The sequence below is a fragment of the Alteromonas sp. S005 genome (assembly GCF_036864475.1).
GTDB lineage: Bacteria > Pseudomonadota > Gammaproteobacteria > Enterobacterales > Alteromonadaceae > Alteromonas.
This window is the reverse complement of sequence record NZ_JAZETN010000003.1, coordinates 283,038-306,274: the sequence shown is the minus strand read 5'-3', so window position 1 is coordinate 306,274 and position 23,237 is coordinate 283,038. Positions and strand designations below refer to the sequence as shown.

General features: G+C 44.7%; 23 protein-coding genes. 19 read left to right on the top strand and 4 right to left on the bottom strand.

Going from position 1 to position 23,237, the window contains the following annotated elements; translation table 11 throughout:
• Positions 1-19 precede the first annotated feature (19 nt).
• On the bottom strand, positions 20-649 hold the full coding sequence (gene rlmE / locus V7R55_RS06600; protein ID WP_014949364.1) for a 23S rRNA (uridine(2552)-2'-O)-methyltransferase RlmE: 630 nt from the start codon (positions 647-649) through the stop codon (positions 20-22).
• A gap of 95 nt (positions 650-744) precedes the next feature.
• Between rlmE and yhbY the strand changes: the two genes are divergently transcribed.
• Together yhbY and V7R55_RS06590 are read left to right on the top strand one after the other, a co-directional pair.
• The gene (yhbY, locus tag V7R55_RS06595; RefSeq protein WP_014949363.1) at positions 745-1,038 is read left to right on the top strand and encodes a ribosome assembly RNA-binding protein YhbY; all 294 of its coding nucleotides are present in this window, start codon (positions 745-747) and stop codon (positions 1,036-1,038) included.
• A gap of 104 nt (positions 1,039-1,142) precedes the next feature.
• Positions 1,143-1,919: a 3-hydroxyacyl-CoA dehydrogenase gene (locus V7R55_RS06590; protein WP_334058406.1), complete on the top strand. Its 777-nt coding sequence runs from the start codon at positions 1,143-1,145 to the stop codon at positions 1,917-1,919.
• 93 nt (positions 1,920-2,012) lie between these two features.
• Here V7R55_RS06590 and V7R55_RS06585 read toward each other — a convergent pair whose 3' ends face one another.
• Positions 2,013-4,409 (bottom strand): Lon protease family protein, encoded by a 2,397-nt coding sequence (locus V7R55_RS06585; RefSeq protein ID WP_334058404.1) that lies wholly within the window; start codon positions 4,407-4,409, stop codon positions 2,013-2,015.
• A 284-nt stretch (positions 4,410-4,693) separates the two neighbouring features.
• On the opposite strand from V7R55_RS06585, the gene V7R55_RS06580 reads away from it, so the two are divergent.
• From V7R55_RS06580 to V7R55_RS06505, 16 genes are all read left to right on the top strand, one after another.
• Complete coding sequence (locus tag V7R55_RS06580) at positions 4,694-5,329, top strand: SRPBCC family protein (protein WP_334058402.1); 636 nt, start codon at positions 4,694-4,696, stop codon at positions 5,327-5,329.
• 319 nt (positions 5,330-5,648) lie between these two features.
• The gene (gene leuS / locus V7R55_RS06575; protein ID WP_334058400.1) at positions 5,649-8,252 is read left to right on the top strand and encodes a leucine--tRNA ligase; all 2,604 of its coding nucleotides are present in this window, start codon (positions 5,649-5,651) and stop codon (positions 8,250-8,252) included.
• An 11-nt stretch (positions 8,253-8,263) separates the two neighbouring features.
• A complete protein-coding gene (locus V7R55_RS06570) occupies positions 8,264-8,791 on the top strand; it encodes an LPS-assembly lipoprotein LptE (RefSeq protein ID WP_334058398.1) in 528 nt (175 codons plus the stop codon).
• 24 nt (positions 8,792-8,815) lie between these two features.
• Complete coding sequence (holA, locus tag V7R55_RS06565) at positions 8,816-9,844, top strand: DNA polymerase III subunit delta (RefSeq protein WP_334058396.1); 1,029 nt, start codon at positions 8,816-8,818, stop codon at positions 9,842-9,844.
• A gap of 48 nt (positions 9,845-9,892) precedes the next feature.
• Positions 9,893-10,594, top strand: coding sequence for a nicotinate (nicotinamide) nucleotide adenylyltransferase (gene nadD / locus V7R55_RS06560; RefSeq protein WP_334058394.1), 702 nt, complete (start codon positions 9,893-9,895; stop codon positions 10,592-10,594).
• A 17-nt stretch (positions 10,595-10,611) separates the two neighbouring features.
• Positions 10,612-10,932: a ribosome silencing factor gene (rsfS, locus tag V7R55_RS06555; protein ID WP_118495087.1), complete on the top strand. Its 321-nt coding sequence runs from the start codon at positions 10,612-10,614 to the stop codon at positions 10,930-10,932.
• Positions 10,933-11,046: 114 nt separating this feature from the next.
• On the top strand, positions 11,047-11,517 hold the full coding sequence (rlmH, locus tag V7R55_RS06550) for a 23S rRNA (pseudouridine(1915)-N(3))-methyltransferase RlmH (RefSeq protein WP_334058392.1): 471 nt from the start codon (positions 11,047-11,049) through the stop codon (positions 11,515-11,517).
• Between the two features lie 30 nt (positions 11,518-11,547).
• Positions 11,548-13,464 carry a penicillin-binding protein 2 gene (mrdA, locus tag V7R55_RS06545; protein WP_334058390.1) on the top strand — a complete coding sequence of 639 codons (1,917 nt, stop codon included), beginning with the start codon at positions 11,548-11,550 and terminating at the stop codon, positions 13,462-13,464.
• Positions 13,461-14,576 (top strand): rod shape-determining protein RodA, encoded by a 1,116-nt coding sequence (rodA, locus tag V7R55_RS06540; protein ID WP_334058388.1) that lies wholly within the window; start codon positions 13,461-13,463, stop codon positions 14,574-14,576. Before mrdA ends, rodA begins: the two co-directional genes overlap by 4 nt.
• 5 nt (positions 14,577-14,581) lie before the next feature.
• Positions 14,582-15,592, top strand: a complete 1,011-nt coding sequence (locus tag V7R55_RS06535) for a septal ring lytic transglycosylase RlpA family protein (RefSeq protein WP_334058386.1) — start codon at positions 14,582-14,584, stop codon at positions 15,590-15,592.
• Positions 15,593-16,006: 414 nt separating this feature from the next.
• A complete protein-coding gene (locus V7R55_RS06530) occupies positions 16,007-17,191 on the top strand; it encodes a D-alanyl-D-alanine carboxypeptidase family protein (protein ID WP_334058384.1) in 1,185 nt (394 codons plus the stop codon).
• Positions 17,192-17,292: 101 nt separating this feature from the next.
• Complete coding sequence (ybeD, locus tag V7R55_RS06525; protein WP_118495092.1) at positions 17,293-17,556, top strand: DUF493 family protein YbeD; 264 nt, start codon at positions 17,293-17,295, stop codon at positions 17,554-17,556.
• Between the two features lie 18 nt (positions 17,557-17,574).
• Positions 17,575-18,228, top strand: coding sequence for a lipoyl(octanoyl) transferase LipB (gene lipB / locus V7R55_RS06520; RefSeq protein ID WP_438823581.1), 654 nt, complete (start codon positions 17,575-17,577; stop codon positions 18,226-18,228).
• Positions 18,221-19,183 (top strand): lipoyl synthase, encoded by a 963-nt coding sequence (gene lipA, locus V7R55_RS06515; protein WP_179983312.1) that lies wholly within the window; start codon positions 18,221-18,223, stop codon positions 19,181-19,183. Before lipB ends, lipA begins: the two co-directional genes overlap by 8 nt.
• Positions 19,184-19,410: 227 nt before the next feature.
• On the top strand, positions 19,411-20,418 hold the full coding sequence (gene ansA / locus V7R55_RS06510) for an asparaginase (protein ID WP_334058376.1): 1,008 nt from the start codon (positions 19,411-19,413) through the stop codon (positions 20,416-20,418).
• A gap of 89 nt (positions 20,419-20,507) precedes the next feature.
• On the top strand, positions 20,508-21,347 hold the full coding sequence (locus tag V7R55_RS06505) for a DUF2797 domain-containing protein (RefSeq protein ID WP_334058374.1): 840 nt from the start codon (positions 20,508-20,510) through the stop codon (positions 21,345-21,347).
• 106 nt (positions 21,348-21,453) lie between these two features.
• On the opposite strand, the gene V7R55_RS06500 is transcribed toward V7R55_RS06505, so the two are convergent.
• Together V7R55_RS06500 and V7R55_RS06495 are read right to left on the bottom strand one after the other, a co-directional pair.
• Positions 21,454-22,005, bottom strand: coding sequence for an NAD(P)H nitroreductase (locus V7R55_RS06500; RefSeq protein ID WP_334058373.1), 552 nt, complete (start codon positions 22,003-22,005; stop codon positions 21,454-21,456).
• Positions 22,006-22,202: 197 nt separating this feature from the next.
• Positions 22,203-22,814 (bottom strand): HvfX family Cu-binding RiPP maturation protein, encoded by a 612-nt coding sequence (locus tag V7R55_RS06495; RefSeq protein WP_334058371.1) that lies wholly within the window; start codon positions 22,812-22,814, stop codon positions 22,203-22,205.
• 44 nt (positions 22,815-22,858) lie between these two features.
• Between V7R55_RS06495 and V7R55_RS06490 the strand changes: the two genes are divergently transcribed.
• Positions 22,859-23,044, top strand: coding sequence for a hypothetical protein (locus V7R55_RS06490; RefSeq protein WP_334058369.1), 186 nt, complete (start codon positions 22,859-22,861; stop codon positions 23,042-23,044).
• The last annotated feature ends 193 nt before the right edge of the window (positions 23,045-23,237 follow it).

Genomic DNA, 23,237 nt, shown 5'->3' with positions numbered 1-23,237 from the left:
CCGCTTAACCCAAAGCGTACTACACTTTATACCCACAAGCCACCAAATACACCTCACGAGAACGTGATCTGGACGAGTCAGGCTTACGTGTCTTTATGGTTGTGAAAGATTGTTTAAGTGCGTTCATGAACTCAACAAAACCTTCACCTTGGAACACCTTAATGACAAAAGACCCTCCTGGCTTTAAAACTTGGTGACACATATCTAACGCTAGTTCGCAAAGGTACATAGAGCGAGATTGGTCGACCGAAGCATTACCTGCAAGGTTCGGTGCCATATCAGACAACACAATATCTACGGTGTTCCCACCGATTCTGTTCAATAGTGCGTCGAGAACAGCGTCCTCTCTGAAATCACCTTGTAAAAAGTCTACGCCCACGATTGGGTCCATGGGCAAAATATCGCACGCGATAACTTGACCATTGTCGCCAACAAGCTGTGCAGCTAGCTGTGACCAGCCCCCCGGTGCAGCACCAAGGTCTACAAGTGTCATTCCTGGTTTAATAAGCTTATCTTTTTTCTGAATTTCTTCCAGTTTATAGATAGCTCGCGAGCGCCAACCTTCCTTATTTGCTTTTTGCACATAATGGTCGTTGACGTGTTCTTGTAGCCAGCGTTTACTGCTGGCGGAGTGTTTCTTTTTTGTCATTCCAGTACAATGTCATTAGGATTGTAGAGAAGATGGCGTTAGAATACGTTATTTCAAGCTTAAACTAACAGATTAATTGTAAGAAATATTACTAAATGAAACTTTCAAATAAACAGAAACAATTCCTTAAAGGTCTTGCACACCCGTTAAAACCTGTTGTGCAGCTAGGTGGGAACGGCCTGACGGAAGGTGTAGTTGCAGAAATCGACAACGCACTTAGTCACCATGAATTAATTAAAGTTAAGGTGCCAACCGATGATCGCGAAGAAAAAGCGCTTATCATGGACGCCATTGTTCGCGAAACCAACTCAGTTAAGCTTCAGGTAATTGGCCACACGCTTATTATTTATCGCCAAAGCGAAGACTGTAAAATTCAGTTGCCAAAATAACTGAATTAAAGGTGCCGATCCCTTTCGGCACCATAGTCTTTCTCCTTACTTCCCGTTAACATCACGTTAATAACAGTGAACAAATAGGGTTTAAGGGAAAAACTATGACGCTACACAATCTTACCGCCATTGTTACTGGTGGTTGCTCTGGACTTGGTCATGCTACCGCGATTGGGCTTCGCGAAGCGGGTGCCAACGTCAGTCTTTTCGACCTAAACGACGAACTTGGCGCGCAACGCGTTGAAGAACTAGGTAGTAACAGTACACTTTTCACCAAAACCGATGTTCGTGATGAGGCCTCAGTACAAGCCGCTATCGATGCTACTACTAACAAATTTGGTGCAATTTCGCTGGTAGTAAACTGCGCCGGTATTGCTCCGGCAAAGCGCTTACTTGATAGAGAAGGCAACCCTGCCCCACTTGGCGATTTTCAGAAAACTATCGATATCAACTTAGTGGGAAGCTTTAACGTTTGTCGTTTAGCTGCTGCCACTATGGCTAAACAGTCGCCGATAAATGAAGAAGGCGAACGTGGCCTTATTATAAATACCGCTTCAGTCGCAGGCTATGAAGGTCAAATAGGTCAAACTGCCTATGCCGCTAGTAAAGGTGGGATCATTGGCCTTACTTTACCAATGGCGCGAGATTTAGCACCGCTGGGCATTCGTGTTAATACCATAGCGCCTGGTGTAATGGGGACGCCAATGCTGCTTGCTATGCCAGAAAAGGTGCAAGACGCCCTTTCCGCTAACGTTCAGTTTCCTAAGCGCCTTGGCCTGCCTGAAGAATTTGCTAAATTAGTTATTCATATGGCGAATAATAGCTACCTAAATGGTGAGACAATCCGTTTAGACGGCGGGCTGCGCATGCCGCCTAAGTAGTAAATAAATACAATAACGCTTTAGTCAAAAAAACCGCCTTCAGGCGGTTTTCTCTTTTGAGTCGATTTTTGTACTCGCTACTATCGATTACAGTTATTCGCCATCACCACCATTCACAATAAGCGCGATATTGTATAAACGATTCACTGCATGGTAGTTGATAGAGTTTTTAGGATAACGCCCCTTGCTGCTGATTTTACCGGCTTCTTGCTCCATCAAAATAGTTAGCGCGTCATCGACGGTTTCAACGGTGTAAATGTGAAACAGCCCTTTTTTCACAGCATCGATAACAGTGGCGTCTAACACCAAATTAATCGCATTCGATTTAGGAATAATCACACCCTGGGTTCCAGTGAGGCCGCGATGCTGGCACAAGTCAAAGAAGCCTTCTATCTTCTCGTTCACACCGCCCACCGCTTGCACTTCACCATATTGGTTTATTGAACCTGTAATAGCCAAGGTTTGTAAGCAAGGGATTTCAGTAAGAGCAGATATAAGCGCAACGAGTTCTCCAAGGGATGCACTGTCGCCGTCTATGTGGCCGTATGACTGTTCTAATGCGATGTTTGCAGATAGTGTTAACGGGAAATGCTGAGCGTATTTATTACCTAAATAGCCGTTCAGCAGCATAACCCCCTTTGAGTGAATAGGCTGTCCAAGCTCTACTTCACGCTCGATATCCACTACCCCACTAGCCCCAGCAAACACAGTAGAAGTAATACGTGCGGGTGTACCAAATGCGGTATCACCAATGTCCAATACCGTTAGCCCGTTTACCTTACCTACCGCTTTACCTTCAGTGGCAATAAGCACATGCCCTTCTTTAATATCATTTAAAAGGGTTTGACTAACACGGCCTGTGCGGCGTTTTTTGGCACTTAGCGCGGTTTTTAAGTGGTCAAGTTCTAGCGTGTCGGCACTCGACTTCTGACAAAAATAGTAGGCTTCATTAACCAGCTCGATAACTTCAGCAAAATGCGCCGAGAGCTTTTCTTTGTGCTCGGCCATTCTAAGCGAATACTCAACAAGTCTGCACATGGCATTAGCCGTTACCCCTTCAAGCCCTAATGTAATAAGATGCGCTCGCACCTTGCCTACAAAATCAAAAAGCGCCTGCCGGGTAACGGGAATTTCTAAGTCAAAATCAACCAAAACTCTAAACAGTTCGTCAAACTCATCATCATAATCTTGCAGCGTGTAATATAAATCGCGCGAACCTAACAAAACGATTTTCACATTTAAGTCGATAGGCTGCGGGTTTAGCGTGATGTTATTTACCATACCCACGTCTTGCTGCGGTAAGTCCATACGTAAGCGCTGAGATTTAATAGCAAGCTTCAGAGTATCCCACACGAACGGCTGTTCTATTAACTGGTCTACATCTAATAAAAGGTAGCCACCATTTGCACGGTGCAGCGCACCGGATTGTATCATTCGGTAATTAGTAAAAACGCTTCCGTGAACGTTGGTGTATTCGATTTTACCAAATAAGTTTTGGTAGGTAGGGTTTGGTTCGTAGATAACGGGGGCCGCATCGTCCAGTTTGTTCGATACAAGGACATTAGGAAGAAACTGCTCTTCTAAGAATATCTTTTTATCAAAATCGTCACTCTTTTCCTCTTTCTGCTCTTCGCCACGAATAACCAAGATAGCGTTTACCAAAGCCGGTTTAAGCTGCTTTAGATATTTAATGACTCCAAGCTCAGAGGCATATTTATGCTCAAGTACTTTAATAAGTGGCTTAATAACGTGCTCTGCGGTCATTTTGTCAAGCTCACGCAGACGCTCTGAGTTTTCGCGCTTCCATGTAGGTAAACTCAACAAACTTTCACTCAGCCTGTTTTCTAAATCGTCGATAAGCGTGTAGAAGCCTTCACGTTGCTCATCTGTGAGCGATGCAAAATCAGTATCTCTAATTGGCTTGCCGTTAATGATAGGTGAAAACGAAATTGAGCCACCCTCTTCATAAAGCGCAACGTCGTTGGCTTGCGCATAACGCTCTACAGCATCAATAGCTGCATCGTACTTTTGCTCAAACTCTCTGGAGATAGAGGTACGGCGGCGCTGGTAGCCAGGGTTGTCAAATGCGATAGGCAGTGAATCCAAGACATCATCGATAAGTGCAGCCATATCTTTTTGAAATGCCTTGCCACCACTTGGCGGAAATTTTAGCGCTACGGGTTGGCGTTCATCGTCGAAATTATTGATATAACACCAATCGTCGGGTGCACAAAGCTGTGCAACTTGTCGCTCAATGTAATCTTTTACCAGAGTAAACCGGCCTGTGGCAGGTTCACCCATCACGTATAGGTTATAACCTTTTGTGTTAATTCCTAAACCAAATGTGAGCGCTTCCCGTGCTCGCTCTTGCCCAATAAAAGTCGCATTTAGCGCTTCACTGTCTTTCAAGGCACTATTTATCGCACGGCGATTTATGGTGGGTGATAGCGCGTCTACATTTAACGCATAAATATTAGTGTCTACAGACATGCTTGTTCTATTTTCGTTTCTTTACTTAAGTGAAACCCTAATTAACAGCACTGTCAAACGGTTAACTCTTATAACCTAGCTTTACGCTGTTAATTGCACAACAAACAACCAGCTTGGCGTCTTAATGTATTAATTAGCACATAACGAGCAACCGCTTAGGCTTCTAATCATATTGATACATGGGGAAACAAGGTGTAGCTTTTTAATGGCAGTAAGTGCGATAAATAGTGAAATTAAAATTACCAAGCAGCCAACACGAATAATAAAAACCAAAGGTTAGAACAATGACGACAATAACGAGAGCTAGTAAAGCCGTTCTTTTTTCGAGTCTGGTGGGCGCTATATTTTCTCCATCTTGTCTCGCTAAGATAAACTATGCAGACAATTCTGGGTTTTCTATCACTAACGAAAGTGAAAGCGCGGCCCCTATCGAAGCAGTATATTCCCACTTTGTTCAACGCGTTGATATGTGGTGGCCAAAAGATCATACCTGGTGGAAGGGTACGCTTAGCATTGATGAACAAGCCGGAGGTTGCTTTTGCGAAGTCAAAGGAGCAGCAAGTGCAGCACACATGCAAATAAGCTATGTTGTGCCTAACGAAAAAGTAGTAATGACAGGCGGATTAGGACCGCTTCAAGAAATGGGCTTAACGGGTGCGCTCACTTGGGAATTCAGCGCGTTAGAAGAAAGTGAGTCCGAAAATGAAAATACAAAACGCGAATTCTCACCGAAGACAAAAGTTACCCTTACCTATCACGCCTCTGGAAATATCCACTTTAACGGTAAAAGAGCATCTAGCGAGGACGCAGCCAATTTGGTTAAGGTCGTCGACAAAGTGCAGGCACAGCAGCTAAATGCATTAACCGCTTTTAGTGACAGACAGCTTAATGAAATGGCAAAAGACAATGCCAAGCGATGATAGAGATGACCTAAGATAGGTCACTATGTATATTTTACGCGAGAGTTTAGGCAGTTCATCATTGTCATCTAGCTCAAACTGTTTCATTAATGCTCACTTTTCATGCAAGCAGAAATAAATATTGCCTAGTTCAGTGTTAAGCTATTGAGGCATGGCTTAGCGCTGGGTTATTCTATTGGGCTATATGTATGTAAAGTGGGAACATCCCACGTGCGGTTAAATGGCAATAATGCAAGAAAAATTACAAACACTCTTGCAGCTCGTTTGCCTTATGCCGCCCCATAAACGTTTTAACTTTTAATGCGGAAGCCTAAGTTTCATGGCCGATAATCAGTACAATCCGAAAGACATTGAACAACGCGTTCAGCAATACTGGGAAGATAACCAATCTTTTAAAGCAAACGACGATGTAGATAAAGAAAAATTCTACTGCCTGTCGATGTTTCCATATCCTAGTGGCCGACTTCACATGGGTCACGTGCGCAACTACACCATTGGTGACGTAATCAGCCGTTTCCAGCGCATGCAGGGTAAAAATGTATTGCAGCCTATGGGTTGGGATGCTTTTGGTCTTCCGGCTGAAAATGCAGCAATTAACAACAACACTGCACCGGCTAAATGGACATACTCAAATATTGATTACATGAAAAACCAGCTTCGCTCGTTGGGTTTTGGTTACGACTGGGATCGCGAAGTAACAACATGTAAGTCTGATTACTATCGCTGGGAGCAATGGTTCTTCACACGCCTTTACGAAAAAGGTCTTGTTTACAAGAAAAACTCTACTGTCAACTGGGACCCGGTAGACCAAACTGTTTTAGCTAACGAGCAGGTAATAGACGGTCGTGGATGGCGCTCTGGTGCACTGGTTGAGCAAAAAGAGATCCCACAGTGGTTTATTAAAATTACTGACTACGCTGAAGAGCTTTTACAAGATTTAGAACAGCTTGAAGAATGGCCGGATCAAGTACGCGCCATGCAAGCAAACTGGATTGGCCGTTCTGAAGGTGTGGAAATTACGTTTGACCTAGCATCAGCGGTTAACGACATTGCCGATTTAACGGTATACACCACGCGCCCGGACACCTTTTACGGCGTTACTTACGTTGCAGTGGCTGCGCAGCACCCTCTTGCCGAATTCGCAGCAAAATCGAACCCAGATTTAGCGGCCTTTATTGAAGAGTGTAAGAACACCAAGGTTGCAGAAGCTGAATTAGCGACTATGGAGAAGAAAGGCTTTGCCACTGGCTTTGAAGTTATCCATCCACTAACCGGTGAAAAGCTTCCAATTTGGGTCGCTAACTTTGTTTTGATGGACTACGGTTCAGGCGCAGTTATGGCAGTACCAGGTCACGACCAGCGCGACTGGGAGTTTGCCACAAAGTACGACTTGCCTATTCAGCAAGTTATTGCACCGAACGCGGGTGATGAAGATAAGTGCGACCTTACCGCCTCAGCATTTACTGAAAAAGGCAGCTTGATCAATTCAGATAAATTCGACGGGCTTGAATTCGATGCCGCGTTTAACGGTATTGCTGATGAACTTGAAAGCAAGGGCTGTGGTAAGCGCAAAGTAAATTATCGCCTACGCGACTGGGGCGTAAGCCGACAGCGCTACTGGGGCGCGCCTATTCCAATGCTGAATTTGGAAAATGGTGAATCGGTTCCGGTTCCTGCTGACCAACTGCCGGTTGTGTTGCCGGAAGACGTAGAAATGAACGGCGTAACCTCGCCTATTAAAGCTGACCCTGAGTGGGCTAAAACCACATATAACGGTGAAGCTGCGTTACGTGAAACTGACACCTTCGATACCTTTATGGAGTCATCTTGGTACTACGCGCGATATGCAAGTGCCACCAATAACGACGCCATGCTTGACCCGACTTCAGCCAACTACTGGCTACCGGTAGATCAATATATCGGTGGTATCGAGCACGCCATCTTGCACTTGCTTTACTCGCGTTTCTTCCACAAATTGCTACGCGACGAAGGCTTGGTGAACTCTGACGAGCCGTTTAAGCGCTTATTGTGTCAGGGCATGGTATTAGCCGACTCTTACTACCGTGAAGACGCGTCTGGTAAAAAAACCTGGTTCTCGCCTACTGTAGTAAGCACAGAGAAAGACGATAAGGGCCGTATTGTTAAAGCATGGCTTACAGCCGATGGCGAAGAAGTTATTCATGGTGGCATGACTAAAATGTCTAAGTCGAAGAATAACGGTATCGATCCGCAAGAAGTTATTGACCTATACGGTGCCGATACAGTTCGTCTATTTACTATGTTTGCAGCGCCACCAGAGCAAACCCTAGAGTGGGTTGATTCTGGCGTTGAAGGTGCAAACCGTTTCCTACGTCGTATTTGGAAGCTTGTTACAGAGCATGTGGAAAAAGGCACGCCAGAAGCTATTGACGTTAAGTCACTGTCGAAAGACCAGCAGGCACTTCGCCGTGAAGTTCACAAGACTATTGAAAAAGTGTCTGATGACTTGGGTCGTCGCCAAACCTTCAATACTGCGGTTGCTGCAGTGATGGAGCTACTGAACCACCTGCAAAAAGCGCCACAAGAAAACGCTCAGGACATCGCTATTATGCGCGAAGCCTGTGAGTCTATCTTATTGCTGCTTAACCCTATTACTCCGCACATCGCTCACGAGCTTTGGAAAGTACTAGGCCACAGTGAAGATATCGATTCAGCACCATGGCCACAGGCAGATAAAGCGGCTTTGGTTGAAGACGAGAAGCTGATTATTGTTCAGGTGAACGGTAAAGTTCGCGCGAAAATGACGATTGCTGCTGATGCAAGCAAAGAAACAATTGAAGCGTCAGCGAAAGAGCAGCCTAACGTTCAACAATTTATCGAAGGTAAAACCATTCGCAAAGTGATTGTTGTTCCTGGCAAGCTTGTCAACATTGTAGCTAACTAGGTCAGATGGTGATGAAAAAGCACTTACAATTTGTAGTCGCTGTGTTGGCTACCGTTTGGGTAACAGGCTGTGGTTTTCACTTGCGGAGCAGCCCTAGCCTACCTGACGACATTAACACGGTTGCCATTGAAAGTGCCCGAGCACACGCGCCCCTTGCGCGTGCGCTCGATAAACGCCTTAACGTTTATGGTTTATCCAGTGTTAATGTGGATAAAACAACCCGCTCCAATAAACACGTAAATATTTACTTGCTACCTGAGAAATTAGAGCGTCAATTGCTATCAGTTTACCCTTCGGGACAAGTTGCCGAGTACGAGCTTATATATGTCGTTCGTTATCGTGTTCAATTTCCCGGTAAAGAAGCGGTAATAGCCCAATTTGAAGTGGTACGAGACTATCAAGACGACCCAGACCAAGTGCTGGCAAAGTCTCGTGAACTTGAGTTAATGTTAAGCGAAATGCGCGACGAGGCAGCCGATATTATGATTCGACGTCTTTCTAGTCAGGCAGCGGCTGCGCCAAACACTTCATCAATATAAACCCAATAGATATCAGAATTTTTAATGCAAATTTATCCAAACCAATTTAGCCAAGACATTTCGAAGGCATTAAGGCCATGCTATTTGGTGTTTGGAGACGAACCTCAGCAAAAGTTTGATGTTATTGAACAAGTTCGCGCTAAAGCAAAAGCCAATGGTTTTGAAGAACGCACTGTGCTTGTTGCGGAAACAGGCTTTAACTGGAACCAGTTAATTGAAGCCACACAAAGCATGTCGCTTTTTTCTAGCCAGCAGTTTATTGAGTTAGAGCTACCCACAGGAAAGCCCGGTATTGAAGGCAGTAAAATACTGCAAGAAGTAGCGGCGTCGCTAAACCCTGATATTTTATTACTAGTACATGGCCCCAAAATAGGTAAAGACGTACAGCGCGGCAAGTGGTTTAAAGTGCTAGATGAACTTGGCGTGTCGGTTTTGTGCTACCCATTGGAAGGTAAGCAACTAAGCGCATGGTTAAATCAACAGCTTAATGCTCACCAGATTACCGTGACCGCGTCAGGCGCCAAAATGATTGCCGATTTCTGTGAAGGCAACATGCTGGCCGCCAAGCAAGAGATTGACAAGCTCGCGCTGCTCTATCCGCAGCAATCTATATCAGATGAGCAAATTGAGCAGGCTATGGTGGACCAATCGCGCTTTAACGTGTTCCAACTGGTTGACGTAATGCTTAGCGGTGACAGTACTCGCTGTATCAAGATGCTTTATCGATTAGAAAGCGAAGGTCTAGAGCCAAACATTGTTATTTGGGCGCTTGTACGTGAATGGGAGCAGTTGTGGAAGCTAAAACTGGCACAACAAAGCGGCACACCTATCCAGTGGCAAAAGTTTGGTATATGGCGTAACAGACAAGGCTTTTATCAAAGCGCGTTAAATCGTTTAAGCCTAGCGCAACTCGAAGATATACAAAAAGCACTTACGCAAGCTGACCATGCATTTAAACAGAATGTAATCGCTCGGCCCTATGTGGAAATGTGTCACCTTTGCATGATGTTCATGGGCATAGATCTTCGCGACATTCCGCTGTTGCAAGCTTAAAGCCCCAAATAAGAGTACGGACAAGGCACGGACAAGGTAAATAAACAAGTGAGTCAATCACGTTCTTCTCAATCAAGCCAACATGTAAAGGCTATTCTTGGCGGCACGTTTAATCCTCCTCATAAAGGGCACATTGGTGCGGCTTTGAAAGCTGCTGATGAGGTAGGTATTGAGCATGTTCATTTAATGCCCTGTAAATTAGCCCCCCATAAATCGGTAGGCGTTTCAGAAACCCACCGGGTAAGAATGATTGAACTTTGTGCCCAAAACAATGACAGACTTATTCCAGAGTTAATTGAACTGGCGCTTCCATCACCCTCTTATACAGTTAAAACCCTGCGCGCGTTAAAAGAGAAGAGCGATGATACAATCTGTTTTTTCATTGGCGCAGATTCACTGTATAATCTGGACAAATGGTACGAGTGGGAAGACCTACTCGATTATTGTCACTTAGTGGTTATGCGCAGAGACGACGAGAAATTTTCTCCTCCCCCTGCGATACAAGCCTGGTTAGATTGTCATGTGACTAACGATAAAAATGTTATTCACACAAAGCCTTCAGGCCATGTAGTGTTGACTAGCACGCCACTGTATAGTGTTTCATCTACTGAAATTCGTGACGTATTAGCAAGTGCAGATACGTCTAAAAAAGTGAATGCGCCAAACGCTTCAAAAGCTACTTCTGCCGAGTCTTGGTTAGAAGAAAGCGTATTAGCCTACATAAACGAACATCAGTTATATAAAAGTTAAGTAAGTGAGGAAAGCTCTTGGAGAGTCAACAGCTCAAACAGTTTGTTAAAGACAAAATTGACGATATGAAAGGCCGTGATGTCATAGAATTAGACGTTCGCGGCAAATCAACGATTACAGATACCATGATTATTTGTTCGGGTAACTCTAAGCGCCACGTATCTTCTATTGCTGAAAACGTAATGGTCGAAGCAAAAAACGCAGGACACGCTCCTGGCAGTGTGGAAGGTAAGGAAACAGGCGAATGGGTTCTTGTGGATTTTGGTGATGTTATCTTGCACGTAATGCAGGATGAAACCCGTGATTTCTATCAGTTAGAAAAACTTTGGGCGCAATAATTTAAGCGCCGGCTAAAAATACATCGCTATACGGTCGACAAAGGCCATACCTATTAAGCGTATGGCCTTCATAAGATAAACAAAATAATAATTCCAGCGGTAAGGGTAAAATAAGTGCGTATACAAATTATCGCGGTCGGGACGAAGATGCCAAGCTGGGTAAATACAGGCGTTGAAGAATTTATTCGTCGCTTTCCCAGCGATATGCCTGTGTCATTTACTGAAATACCCGCCGGCAAACGTGGTAAGAACGCTGATATCAAGCGCATTTTAGAGAAGGAAGGTGAGCTGATGCTGGCCGCTATTCCCAAAGGAAACCGCATTGTTACACTAGAGGTGACGGGTAAGCCTTGGGACACCCCTACGCTTGCTAAACAACTCGACAATTGGAAAATGGACGGACGCGATGTAAGCCTTCTCATTGGAGGCCCAGAAGGGTTGGCGCCAGAGTGCATTGCTGCTTCGGAACAAAAATGGTCCTTATCAGCGCTAACGCTTCCCCACCCTCTTGTTCGAATTATTCTTACAGAAAGCCTATATCGCGCTTGGTCGGTGACGCAAAATCACCCGTACCACCGTGAATAAATTATCGCTGCATTAATGCAAAGGATGTCAATGCCACGAAAACGACAAGCAATTCGCGATCATTCAGCTGAGGCGAACTTGTTCGCTCGCCGCGCGACTATCGCTTTCATTATCGTTGTAGCCATTTTGGGCATTGTACTAAACAACCTCTATTCTTTGCAGGTTACCCAATTCGACGCTTACCAAACTCGGTCTAATGGTAATCGAATAAAAGTTTTACCCATAGCGCCTAACCGTGGTCTTATTTACGACCGAAATGGCGTACTTTTAGCTGAAAACCGTCCAGTTTTTAGCCTAGAAGTCATTCCCGAACAGGTCGATGATATCGACCAAACTCTTGCAGACCTTACTGAATTGATGGATATCACAAGCGATGAGTTAGAACGCTTTCAATCCACGCTTAAGGGTACCCGCAGATTTAAACCCGTTGCCCTTCGCACACAATTAAGTGAAGAGGAAGTAGCACTTTTTTCTGCCAGTAAGCATAAATTTCCAGGCGTACAAATTGAAGCCCGTCTGGCTAGGCACTACCCGTACAAAGAAACCCTTACTCACGCGCTCGGTTACGTAGCACGTATCAATAAACGCGACTTGCAAAAGCTTGTCGAAGCAGGTCAAGAAGATAATTACGCTGCCACTCACGATATTGGCAAGCTGGGTATTGAGAAGTATCACGAAGAACTGCTTCACGGTGAAGTCGGTTATCAGCAGGTGGAAGTGAATAATCAGGGCCGTATTATTCGTGTATTGAGTGTTGAACCACCAACACCAGGCAAAGATATAGTGCTAAACCTAGATTTAGAGCTGCAATTAGAGGCTCAGCGAATAATAGAAGGCATGCGCGGCGCAGTAGTAGTAACCGATGTAAAAACCGGTGGTGTTCTTGCCCTATATTCTAACCCTAGCTATGACCCAAATTTATTCGTGCACGGGATCAGCAGTAAAAATTACTCTGCGCTTTTGAACTCTCCAGACCGGCCACTCATTAACCGCGCAACTCAAGGACAGTATCCCCCGGCCTCTACCGTTAAACCCCACTTAGGTTTGGTCGGTCTCGAAGAAGGCGTCATCACGAAAGACTACACGATAAACGACACAGGGCGCTATAAACTGCCTAATGTTTCCCATGTGTGGCGTGATTGGCGTCGATGGGGTCACGGCAAAGTCAATGTATCAAAAGCCATAGAAGTTTCTTGTGACACCTACTATTACGAATTGGCTTATAAATTAGGCATCGATAAAATTAGCGAGTCCATGTATGAATTTGGCTTCGGCGATTTTACCGGCATCGATTTGTACGAAGAGTCTGACGCAAATATGCCAAGCCGCGGCTGGAAACGCGCTCGGTTTAATCAACCCTGGTACATTGGCGACACCATACCTGTTGGTATAGGCCAAAGTTATTGGACGACTACCCCAGTGCAGTTAAACACATCAGTCAACACTCTCATTAATGCTGGCGAACGCTATATACCGCAGATAATTCGCGGCTATATGAACCCGGATAGTTCTGTCGACTTGATCCCGCTAAAATCACTTCGGCCCATAGAAATTAAAAACCGAGACAATTTGGATGTCGTGTTGAACGCTATGCGTGATGTGGTAAGCGGCGAAGAAGGTGGAGCGCGTCACGCGTTTGCCGATACGCCATACGATTCTGCGGGTAAAACAGGAACCGCACAGCTATTTACTGTTGGGCAAAATGAAAAATACGATGCCAGTAAGATAGATGAACGCCTTCGCGATAACGCTATGTATGTGGGCTTTGCCCCTTTTGACGACCCAGAGATATCGGTAACCGTTGTTCTTGAAAATGTAGGAGGTGGAAGTAAAAACGCTGCCCCTGTAGCCCGTCAGATCATGGATTTTTACTTTAGAGACCGGGTATTCGAAACTGTCAAAGCTGACACATCATCAAACAGTAATGATTTAGGGACAAACGAGTGAAGCGAACCACGATAAACCCTAATAAAACGAGTTTTCTTCAACGCATTCATATTGACGGCTGGCTGTTCGTCGGCTTACTTGTATTGAGTTGTGTTGGACTGTTTACGTTATATTCAGCATCCGGCCAAGACATGGAGCAAATGGAGCGTCAGTTTATCAGACTGGGGTTTAGCTTTATCGTTATGTTCGGTTTAGCCCAAGTTCCCTTGGGCGTGTTCAGGTTTTTCTCGACCTATGCATTCGGAGCAGGTCTGCTCATGCTTGTTGCCGTATTGCTATTTGGTGATATGGGTAAAGGCGCACAGCGCTGGCTCGATTTAGGGTTTATTCGATTTCAGCCTTCTGAATTAATGAAGCTTGCCGTACCTATGATGGTAGCGTGGTATATCGGTAAATTCACTATGCCACCTCGCACGACTCACATTATTGTTGGATTTGGCCTAGTGGTGGTGCCTACCATTCTTATTGCTAAACAGCCCGATTTAGGCACTTCACTGCTCATTGCGAGTTCGGGAATCTTTGCCATATTTCTAGCAGGTATGAGCTGGCGACTTATTTCAATAGTAGGCGGGCTTATTGGCGCATTCGCACCTGTCATGTGGTTTTTCTTAATGAAAGATTATCAAAAACAACGAGTTCTTACCTTTTTGAACCCAGAAAGCGATCCCCTCGGTTCTGGCTACCACATTATCCAATCTAAAATTGCCATTGGTTCCGGTGGTGTCGACGGTAAAGGCTGGCTGCAGGGTACCCAGTCGCAGCTGGAGTTTTTGCCAGAGCGACACACAGATTTCATCTTTTCTGTTTTCAGTGAAGAGTTTGGCCTTAACGGTGTGATGTGCCTTATGGCTATTTACATCTTTATCATCTTACGCGGACTTATTATCTCTAGCCGTGCACAAGACGCCTACGCCAAATTACTAGGCGGCAGTATCACGCTGACCTTTTTTGTTTATGTGTTTGTTAATATGGGCATGGTGTCAGGGTTGCTCCCTGTAGTTGGCGTCCCCTTGCCATTAATCAGTTTTGGTGGCACTTCTATGGTGACATTAATGGCAGGTTTTGGCATTCTTATGGCCATTGCTACTCAAAAACGTTTGATGTCTCGATAACTTGTATGTTGCAGCGCCTTTTTTCTACATTTGATTTTGTTTATGAGAGCTTTTCTAAAGTGAGCTTGGCGAACGCAAGTTTCCCAAGCCAACGCATACTTGGTTACGCTACGGCTGCTTTCTTCATCTTCGTTCTAGCAGGATGTCAAAGCGCACCATCTCAATCTAGCCGATACACTCAACAGCAAGATTCTGCACCAAGACACGTTGCAAAAAAGCCTGAAACATTAGACGCGGTTCCGAAATACGAAGCCTACCGTATGTTCAACAGCAGGCCATATAAAGTATTGGGGAAACATTATACGCCTATGAACAGCGGCAAAGGCTACGAGGAAGTAGGTTATGCCAGTTGGTACGGTCAAAAGTTTCATGGCCATTTAACCTCAAATGGTGAAACTTATAACATGTTCGCTATGAGCGCCGCTCATAAAACGTTGCCGCTGCCCTCTTACGTACGTGTTACTAATTTGGAAAACAATAAACAAGCCATAGTTCGCGTTAACGATCGCGGCCCATTTCACGATAACCGAATCATAGACTTATCTTACGCTGCCGCCGTGAAACTTGGCTATCACAGTAAAGGCACTGCAAAAGTTAAATTGGAAGTTATCCATTTTGACGAACAAAACAATGTCACCGTAGGTAATAACCCAACGGTGACCTACGATGAATACTTAGGCATAGCTGTAAATCCTTCTCCTGAGATAGCCAGTACGTCGCCTAAGCCTCCTCTTGACCCAGCGTCAGCTGATAAAACAGCAACTAAACCGAGCAGCAATACCGTTTCCGATGCTGTCTATATACAAGTTGCAGCGCTCTCAAATGCCGAAAAAGCAAAATCTATATCTAACGTACTGTCAGCTTTGTATCAAGTTCCCGCTCACCTGCCGGTAACTAATAATATTTACAAGCTCCAGCTTGGGCCTATTCACGATGAAGCCGTCGTGGCTGAGGTACTCGAGCAATTAAAGCAAAACGGTTACCCTAACGCTTATGCGATTACTCAAACGCTATAAGTTTCGGTAGCAATTATTAATAACCCAGTCCGTTTTATCTGTCTTTATTCAAGCCCACAAGATGTTTCTCACGACAATACTTACAACAGGGGTTAATTAACTTTATCTGATTACCCGCTTATAAAATCAGCGATATTGTGGCAGCTTTGTGTCATTCAGCAGGCAATATCACGGTTTCTTCGTCTTATCCCTACTATCCCGTAAACTTTTTTGATAAAACCTAGTCTTATAGACAGCCTTTCGTTAAGATCTCGTATTGCCCCACAAAGATATGGGTAAATAGTCAGAGTTCGGTTACGAACTGGATAAAAGCTAAAATTGGGTAGCCATGTTTTGGGGTATTCGCTTCGCGGTTATCGCAATAACAGGGTAAGCTTTAACTTACACGGAAAAACGGTCAAAGAAATTAGAACCATGCTCAGAATAATTCAACGCGCTAAACCGTCAATACTATCATTTGCCTTTGTGGTGATGGGGACATTACTACAAACGGCTAACGCTGCAGTAATTACTCCTCCGGCCCCCACTGTAGCTGCAGAAGGTTTTTTACTTACCGACTATGAAACCGGTAACGTTATTGCTTCAAAAAACGCAGATATGCAGCTTGCGCCAGCAAGCTTAACCAAAATCATGACTATTTATGTCATTGGTAAAGAGCTTCAAGCAGGCAACATTAGTCTGGACGATGAAGTTACTATTTCTGAGAATGCATGGGCAAAAAAATTCCCAGATTCATCAAAAATGTTCATTGAAGTAGGTACACAGGTTTCTGTAAGTGACTTGCTTCGTGGAATCGTCGTACAGTCAGGTAACGATGCCTGTGTAGCAATGGCTGAACACGTAGCGGGCTCAGAGTCTGCGTTTGCTAGCATGATGAATGCTCACTCAGCGTCACTCGGTATGACAAGTTCAAACTGGGTAAACGCCCACGGCTTGCACGACCCAGATCACTACACTACACCACGTGACATGGCCATTTTGTCTCGCGCGCTTATTGCTGAGACACCAGAAATGTACAAAATTTACAGCGAAAAAGAGTTTACTTATAACGGCATCAAGCAATACAACCGCAATAGCCTGTTATGGGATAAAAGCTTGAACGTTGACGGCATCAAGACTGGCCATACGTCAGACGCAGGTTACAGCCTTATCACATCAGCGGAGCAAGGCGGAATGCGCCTTATCTCTGTAGTTATGGGTACTGACAGCGAACGTGCACGTAAAGTTGAAAACAAAAAGCTGCTTAAATACGGCTTCCGTTTTTACGAAACACTTACTCCATATGAAGCTGGCCATAGTTTTGTGGCACATCGTATCTACATGGGCGATAGAGAAACTGTAGACCTTGGAATCAACCAATCTACCCCCATTACTATTCCACGCGGTCAGGCGGCAAACTTAGAAGCTAACTTTGAGCTTGACGATAAGCTAGAAGCACCACTTGCAAAAGGACAAGTTGTTGGGAAACTCTACCTACAACTAGATGGTGAAGATGTAGCAAGTTACCCGTTGGTAACACTTCAAGAAGTCAAAGAAGGCAGCTTCTTTAACCGCGCTAAAGACTACATTATGCTTCAGCTAGGTTTTGACGACGAGTAAGTTACTATACTGAAAACGTTAAAAAGCTAGTTGTGAAGCGGCCAGATTTGTTACAATCTGGCCGTTTTTTTATATGATATTTTAAGTACCAAGGATATCGCATGGATACCCGTTTCGACGAACTACTAGATTTTCCAACGAACCAAACCTTTAAAGTAATGGGCGTTGCCCACGAAGACCTACCACAACAGGTAGTGGGCTGTCTTCAGCAGCATGCGCCTGGCGACTATTCACCCACAGTAAAACCAAGCAGTAAAGGTACTTACCACTCGGTGTCTGTGAGCGTACGAGTTACCAGTAAAGAGCATATGGAAACCATTTACACTGAATTAGCTAAGTTAGAGCTTGTAAGGGTTGTACTTTAAGTGAATGAGCAGTCGACAGTGACTACCGTAGATGGCGTTATTGTACGCCAACTAGGTCGTCAGCCTTATGCCCCAATATTTGAAGCGATGAAACGCTTTACTGATGAGCGCGACCAGAATACGCCAGATGAAATATGGCTTGTAGAGCATGATGCGGTATTTACACAAGGGCAAGCGGGTAAAGCTGAGCATATTTTAATGCCTGGTGATATTCCTGTTGTTCAGGTTGACCGTGGCGGTCAAGTCACCTATCACGGCCCAGGCCAGCAAGTCATTTATCTAATGCTTAACATAAAGCGCCGTAAACTAGGCGTACGTCATTTGGTCACTGCTATGGAAGACGCAGTGGTCGGACTACTTGCCAAGTATGACGTAAAGGCTTACCCAAAGCCCGATGCGCCTGGGGTGTACGTTGGCGAGAAGAAAGTCTGTTCGCTAGGTTTAAGAATACGTAATGGCTGCTCGTTTCACGGTTTGGCTTTAAATGTTAATATGGACCTATCACCGTTTCAGCGTATCAACCCATGTGGTTACGCCGGTATGGAAATGATCGATACCGCGCGCCTTAATGGTCCAACGACACTTGAAACCGCTGGTAAGGAATTAACGCACCTGTTGCTAGAGGCGCTTTCCCTTGCACAGCCAACATATAAAGAAGGTTTTGATGAGTAACGCACGACCTCAAGCGGGGGTAAAACTTCGCGATGATGAAAAAGTAAAACACATACCCGTCACCATTATTCCTACAGAAAAGGAAGAAATGCTGCGCAAGCCCGAGTGGATCAAAATCAAACTTCCTCGCACTACCGAGAAAATTGACCACATCAAGAAAACCTTGCGCAAAAACAACCTTCATTCTGTGTGTGAAGAAGCAAGCTGCCCTAACCTAGCAGAATGTTTTAATCACGGTACCGCCACCTTCATGATTTTAGGTGACATTTGTACCCGTCGATGCCCTTTCTGCGATGTAGCCCATGGTAAGCCGCTTCCGCCTAGTGCAGAGGAACCTGAAAAGCTAGCTAAAACCATCGCTGAAATGAACCTGCGTTATGTGGTTATCACTTCAGTTGACCGCGATGACCTTCGCGACGGCGGTGCTCAACATTTCGTAGACTGCATTAACGCAATTCGCGAACACAGCCCTTCGACAACCATTGAAGTGTTAGTCCCTGATTTCCGTGGACGTATGGACCGTGCGCTTGAGATTTTCAAAAACGGCGTACCCGACGTGTTTAACCACAACCTTGAAACCATTCCGCGCTTATACCGCGAGTGCCGTCCAGGTGCAAACTATCAGTGGTCACTGGACTTACTTAAAAAGTTCAAAGCACAGCACCCAGATGTTATGACTAAGTCAGGCCTTATGATGGGTATGGGTGAAGAAAACGAAGAGATTCAAGGCGTACTTGATGACTTACGTGCTCACGATGTAGATATGCTTACTTTAGGTCAATACCTTCAGCCAAGCCGTCACCACTACCCGGTTAAACGTTATGTTCACCCGAAAGAGTTCGATGCTCTAGGTGACTATGCTAAAGAGATTGGCTTCACTCATGCAGCATGCGGCCCAATGGTTCGCTCTAGCTACCACGCTGACCAACAGGCAGCGGGCAAAGAAGTGAAATAAGGCTAAGTTAAGTAAGACTAAGGAAAGAGTTCTAGTTAATTCATAACTTGGTTATTTAGCTTACGCTGCAAGCAGAACACGTTAACTAAAAATAGCGTCACAAAGCGGTGGGTTTCGCCGCTTTTTTTATGCCCCCTATTTATGGGTGACAAACCCGTAGGTATTGTTAGAATGCCCTCAAAATACGCAGTCCCTTTTTAAGGGCTTTGAAGGGTAAGAGCATTTTCATGCGCAAACATATTTATATTGCCTATACAGGCGGAACAATTGGCATGAAGCCATCTAAACAGGGCTACGTTCCAGCCGCTGGCTTCCTGTCAGACACGCTTAAAAATATGCCAGAGTTTCATCGCTCTGAAATGCCCCTTTTCACGCTCCACGAATACGACAATCTCATTGATTCGTCAGATATGGATCCAACGGATTGGCAGCGTATTGCCGATGATATCGCCGATAACTATGACAAGTATGACGGTTTCATCATATTGCATGGCACCGACACGATGGCTTACACCGCCTCAGCACTGAGCTTCATGTTAGAAGACTTGTCAAAACCAGTGATAGTGACTGGGTCACAAATTCCTTTAGCTGAACTTCGTTCAGACGGGCAAGTTAACCTGCTTAATGCATTGTTTGTAGCTGCAAACTTTCCTATCGCTGAGGTCGGGCTTTTCTTTAATAACCGGCTGTTACGCGGTAACCGAAGCCGCAAAGTGGATGCAGACGGATTTAGCGCATTTGACTCGCCTAACTTTCCTCCTCTATTAGAGGCAGGCATAAATATCCGGCTTAAAGCGGGAGAATTAGCAAAAGTTCCCACTCATAACTTAACTGTATCTAATGTGTCGGCACAGCCTATCGGCATGGTAAGTTTATACCCAGGCATTGCCCCTGAGGTAATCAAAAATACCCTGCAACAGCCTGTAAATGCGTTAATTTTACTAAGCTACGGCGTGGGGAATGCGCCTCAGAACCCTGAACTTATCGCGCAGCTTAAATACGCTAAATCCCGTGAAATACCTGTTTTAAACTGCACCCAATGTATGCGTGGTCGCGTGAATATGGGTGGTTATGCCACAGGACACGGTTTACAGGAAGTAGGCGTCTTGTCCGGTAGCGATATGACCCCTGAAGCCGCCCTTGCCAAACTGCACTATTTATTAAGTAAAGGGCTTCCTTTTAAAGAAGTGTGCAATTTGCTAACAAAAAATCTGCGTGGCGAATTAAGCGACTAATCTTCCAAAAAAGGTTAATGCCGAAGGTTTTACTTAAACTTAGCACTAATGCCAAGTTAGAAAGATTTCAAAGAATAAAGGTTTAAAAAGTGACAACAAACTATTCAGGTATGCTGAAAAAGATGCGTACCTCTGCAGACGAAAATAACAAAGTTAATTACACGCTGCCTATCGGCGATGCACTGTTAGATATCAATGAGCTTATTGGTAGAGAGGTGTCCGTTACTTTTTCCGGTGAGATTAATTGTGTTCACTGTAACCGTAAAACGAAGAAGAGTTTTAACCAAGGGTATTGCTATCCCTGTCTAATTTCACTTGCTCAATGTGATAGCTGTATTATTAAACCAGAAAAATGCCACTACCACGAAGGTACGTGTAGAGAGCCTCAATGGGGTGAAGAACATTGCTTTAGCGAACACTTTGTTTACTTAGCAAATACCGGCACCGTAAAAGTAGGCATTACCCGTCAAGTCACAGATGGTGTATCTACACGATGGATGGACCAAGGTGCAACCCAGGCTACCGTCATGTTGCGCGTGCCTGACAGGCTGACTAGCGGTTTAGTTGAAACCTTATGCAAAGACCATATTGCCGACAAAACTAATTGGCGCACCATGCTCAAAGGAAAGCCCGGTGAGGTCGACCTAGAGCAGGTTAAATCAGAGTTGATGAGCAAAATTGAAAATGATTTAGAAGCGCTAAAGCAAGAGAAAGGGCTTCAGGCTGTTTCCGAAGTTACTACGCCAATTCACGACATCCACTACCCTGTAGAAGAATACCCAGTTAAGATAAAATCTTTGAATCTTGATAAGGACCCGTCGTTTAGTGGCGTATTGCAGGGCGTTAAAGGTCAGTATTGGATGCTAGACGGCGACCGCGTTATTAATATTAGAAAGTTTGCTGGCTACAACGTAGAACTATCGTTTTAGAATGCTTGTCAGGTCTGTTGTTATTTATTGATAACAACAGACCTCTATTTGAAACAACTCGTTATATAGGTCAGATTCAGGCATGACTTAGCGAGAAAGCCAACACCTACTGCCAAAATTCGAAGTAGTCATCACTATTTCTCTGCGGCTTAGGCGCAGGTTCAAATGCTGGCGTGCCCAAATATAAAAAACCGACGAGTTCATCGTCTTTACTTAAACCTAAACCGTTTCTTACTGTTTCACAATGTGCATAGCTGCCGGTGCGCCACATTCCGTTAAAACCTTGCGCCACCGCTGCCATCTGCATAGCCATCACACCACAGCTAGCAGAGGCAATTTGTTCAACGCGCGGTACTTTTTCGTGCTCAGTGTGCTTGGCAATTGCAACGATAATCATAGGAGCACGGTGAGGTAGCTGAACGGCACGCTCGATTTCCTTCTGCGATTTCTCATTTTCAATAGCAGACTGTTCATACAGTGCACCAAGTTTATCGAGCCCTTTGCCGGTACATACAATAAAACGCCACGGTGTAAGGCAAGCGTGATCTGGTGCTCGAAGGGCTGCCTGCATGATATTCTCTAGAGCATCACCACTAGGCGCAGGTGCTTCTAATCGAGGCTGAGAACTTCTATTGAGTAATAATGTTAATGCGTCCATTTACGTCCCTACTTTTCACTCATATCGTTGTTGGCTCATATGGTTGTTGGCCCATATGCTAGCGCGTATCTAAAATGGTATGGCTAAGTTAAAAAGCATACCCGTACTATGTGGTAGATCCTACGGCTGATAAATGAAAAAGACCAGAAAATTCCGGCCTTTTGACGTGAATATCCCGAGAGTGGCTAATCGTAAAATTAGTTCTTTTTGCGACTAAACATTTTACTAAAATAGTAGTCCACGCTGAAAAAGCGCCCGCCGCCATAAATAAATAAAACGAACAACATGACGAAATACGTAGCCGCGAACTCAATGCCGTTATTGAGTACGACAAAATTACCGCTTGAGCTTAGCCAGTCATAATGGCCGTGCTCTTGTAGCAGCGACTTAGCGGCCGACAGTTTTTCTGGCGCAGCCATAATGCTCTCATTCAATAAAATAGTACCGTCAGCTAACCATGATGAAGCGTCAGCTATGGCTAGCCAGCCATTTTCAGCATGTACGCTTACCATGGCGACGATCATTGTTATCATAAGCGGTATACTCACCAACCGGGTTAACGCGCCAAACAGCAACAAAATGCCCCCTACCAACTCGGCGGCGGTAGCAAGGAATGCCATCACTAAAGGCATGGGTAATCCAAGCCCGTAATCATCGTTCCCAAACCAGTCGACTATACTTTCGAAACTAGATGCTTTGTTCCAGCCAGCCTGTATCATCACTGGAGCTAAATATAGACGTAGTAAAAGTAATGGGATTCCGTCAGCTAGCTGTAGACGTGCAACAAATTGTTGATAGAGGTGTGTCATTGTTTTATCCAATCGATGTGCTTAGAAAATAAGAACGGCACTATATGAAAAAAATTTCACCTAACAAAAATAAGTCATCTTCTTTCTCTCGGATAATGCGAAAAGGCCAAGAGAAGGCAAACTATAAAGTGCGCAGCGGCAAACTACTCATGCTGATGAGTGAAGAAGATCATCAGCGCATAGCCAAGCTAATTAGCAAGTGGCTGGCCCAGGATGAGGCAAAACGATAACATGCGCACAGCAGCGCCATCTGCACTGTGATTTTGTGCACTGGCGATACAAAAGGCACAAGCACTTACAAAAAATTACAATTAAGTTAGCGATCTTACTCGATTTAGGTAACATAATAGAATGCAGTACATTGGGCTTGATACAGCTGTTTCGTCTTGCTCTGATTAGTTAATTCATAAAAGGTAGTGATAA

Excerpts from the sequence above, each read along its gene's own strand:
- yhbY (WP_014949363.1), top strand. The coding sequence starts at position 745 with ATGAAACTTTCAAATAAACAGAAACAATTCCTTAAAGGTCTTGCACAC.
- V7R55_RS06535 (WP_334058386.1), top strand. The coding sequence starts at position 14,582 with ATGTTGCAGCGCCTTTTTTCTACATTTGATTTTGTTTATGAGAGCTTT.
- V7R55_RS06530 (WP_334058384.1), top strand. The coding sequence starts at position 16,007 with ATGCTCAGAATAATTCAACGCGCTAAACCGTCAATACTATCATTTGCC.
- ansA (WP_334058376.1), top strand. The coding sequence starts at position 19,411 with ATGCGCAAACATATTTATATTGCCTATACAGGCGGAACAATTGGCATG.
- V7R55_RS06570 (WP_334058398.1), top strand. The coding sequence starts at position 8,264 with ATGAAAAAGCACTTACAATTTGTAGTCGCTGTGTTGGCTACCGTTTGG.
- V7R55_RS06585 (WP_334058404.1), bottom strand. The coding sequence starts at position 4,409 with ATGTCTGTAGACACTAATATTTATGCGTTAAATGTAGACGCGCTATCA.
- V7R55_RS06590 (WP_334058406.1), top strand. The coding sequence starts at position 1,143 with ATGACGCTACACAATCTTACCGCCATTGTTACTGGTGGTTGCTCTGGA.
- V7R55_RS06500 (WP_334058373.1), bottom strand. The coding sequence starts at position 22,005 with ATGGACGCATTAACATTATTACTCAATAGAAGTTCTCAGCCTCGATTA.
- mrdA (WP_334058390.1), top strand. The coding sequence starts at position 11,548 with ATGCCACGAAAACGACAAGCAATTCGCGATCATTCAGCTGAGGCGAAC.
- V7R55_RS06580 (WP_334058402.1), top strand. The coding sequence starts at position 4,694 with ATGACGACAATAACGAGAGCTAGTAAAGCCGTTCTTTTTTCGAGTCTG.
- rlmE (WP_014949364.1), bottom strand. The coding sequence starts at position 649 with ATGACAAAAAAGAAACACTCCGCCAGCAGTAAACGCTGGCTACAAGAA.
- V7R55_RS06490 (WP_334058369.1), top strand. The coding sequence starts at position 22,859 with ATGAAAAAAATTTCACCTAACAAAAATAAGTCATCTTCTTTCTCTCGG.
- lipA (WP_179983312.1), top strand. The coding sequence starts at position 18,221 with ATGAGTAACGCACGACCTCAAGCGGGGGTAAAACTTCGCGATGATGAA.
- leuS (WP_334058400.1), top strand. The coding sequence starts at position 5,649 with ATGGCCGATAATCAGTACAATCCGAAAGACATTGAACAACGCGTTCAG.
- ybeD (WP_118495092.1), top strand. The coding sequence starts at position 17,293 with ATGGATACCCGTTTCGACGAACTACTAGATTTTCCAACGAACCAAACC.
- holA (WP_334058396.1), top strand. The coding sequence starts at position 8,816 with ATGCAAATTTATCCAAACCAATTTAGCCAAGACATTTCGAAGGCATTA.
- V7R55_RS06495 (WP_334058371.1), bottom strand. The coding sequence starts at position 22,814 with ATGACACACCTCTATCAACAATTTGTTGCACGTCTACAGCTAGCTGAC.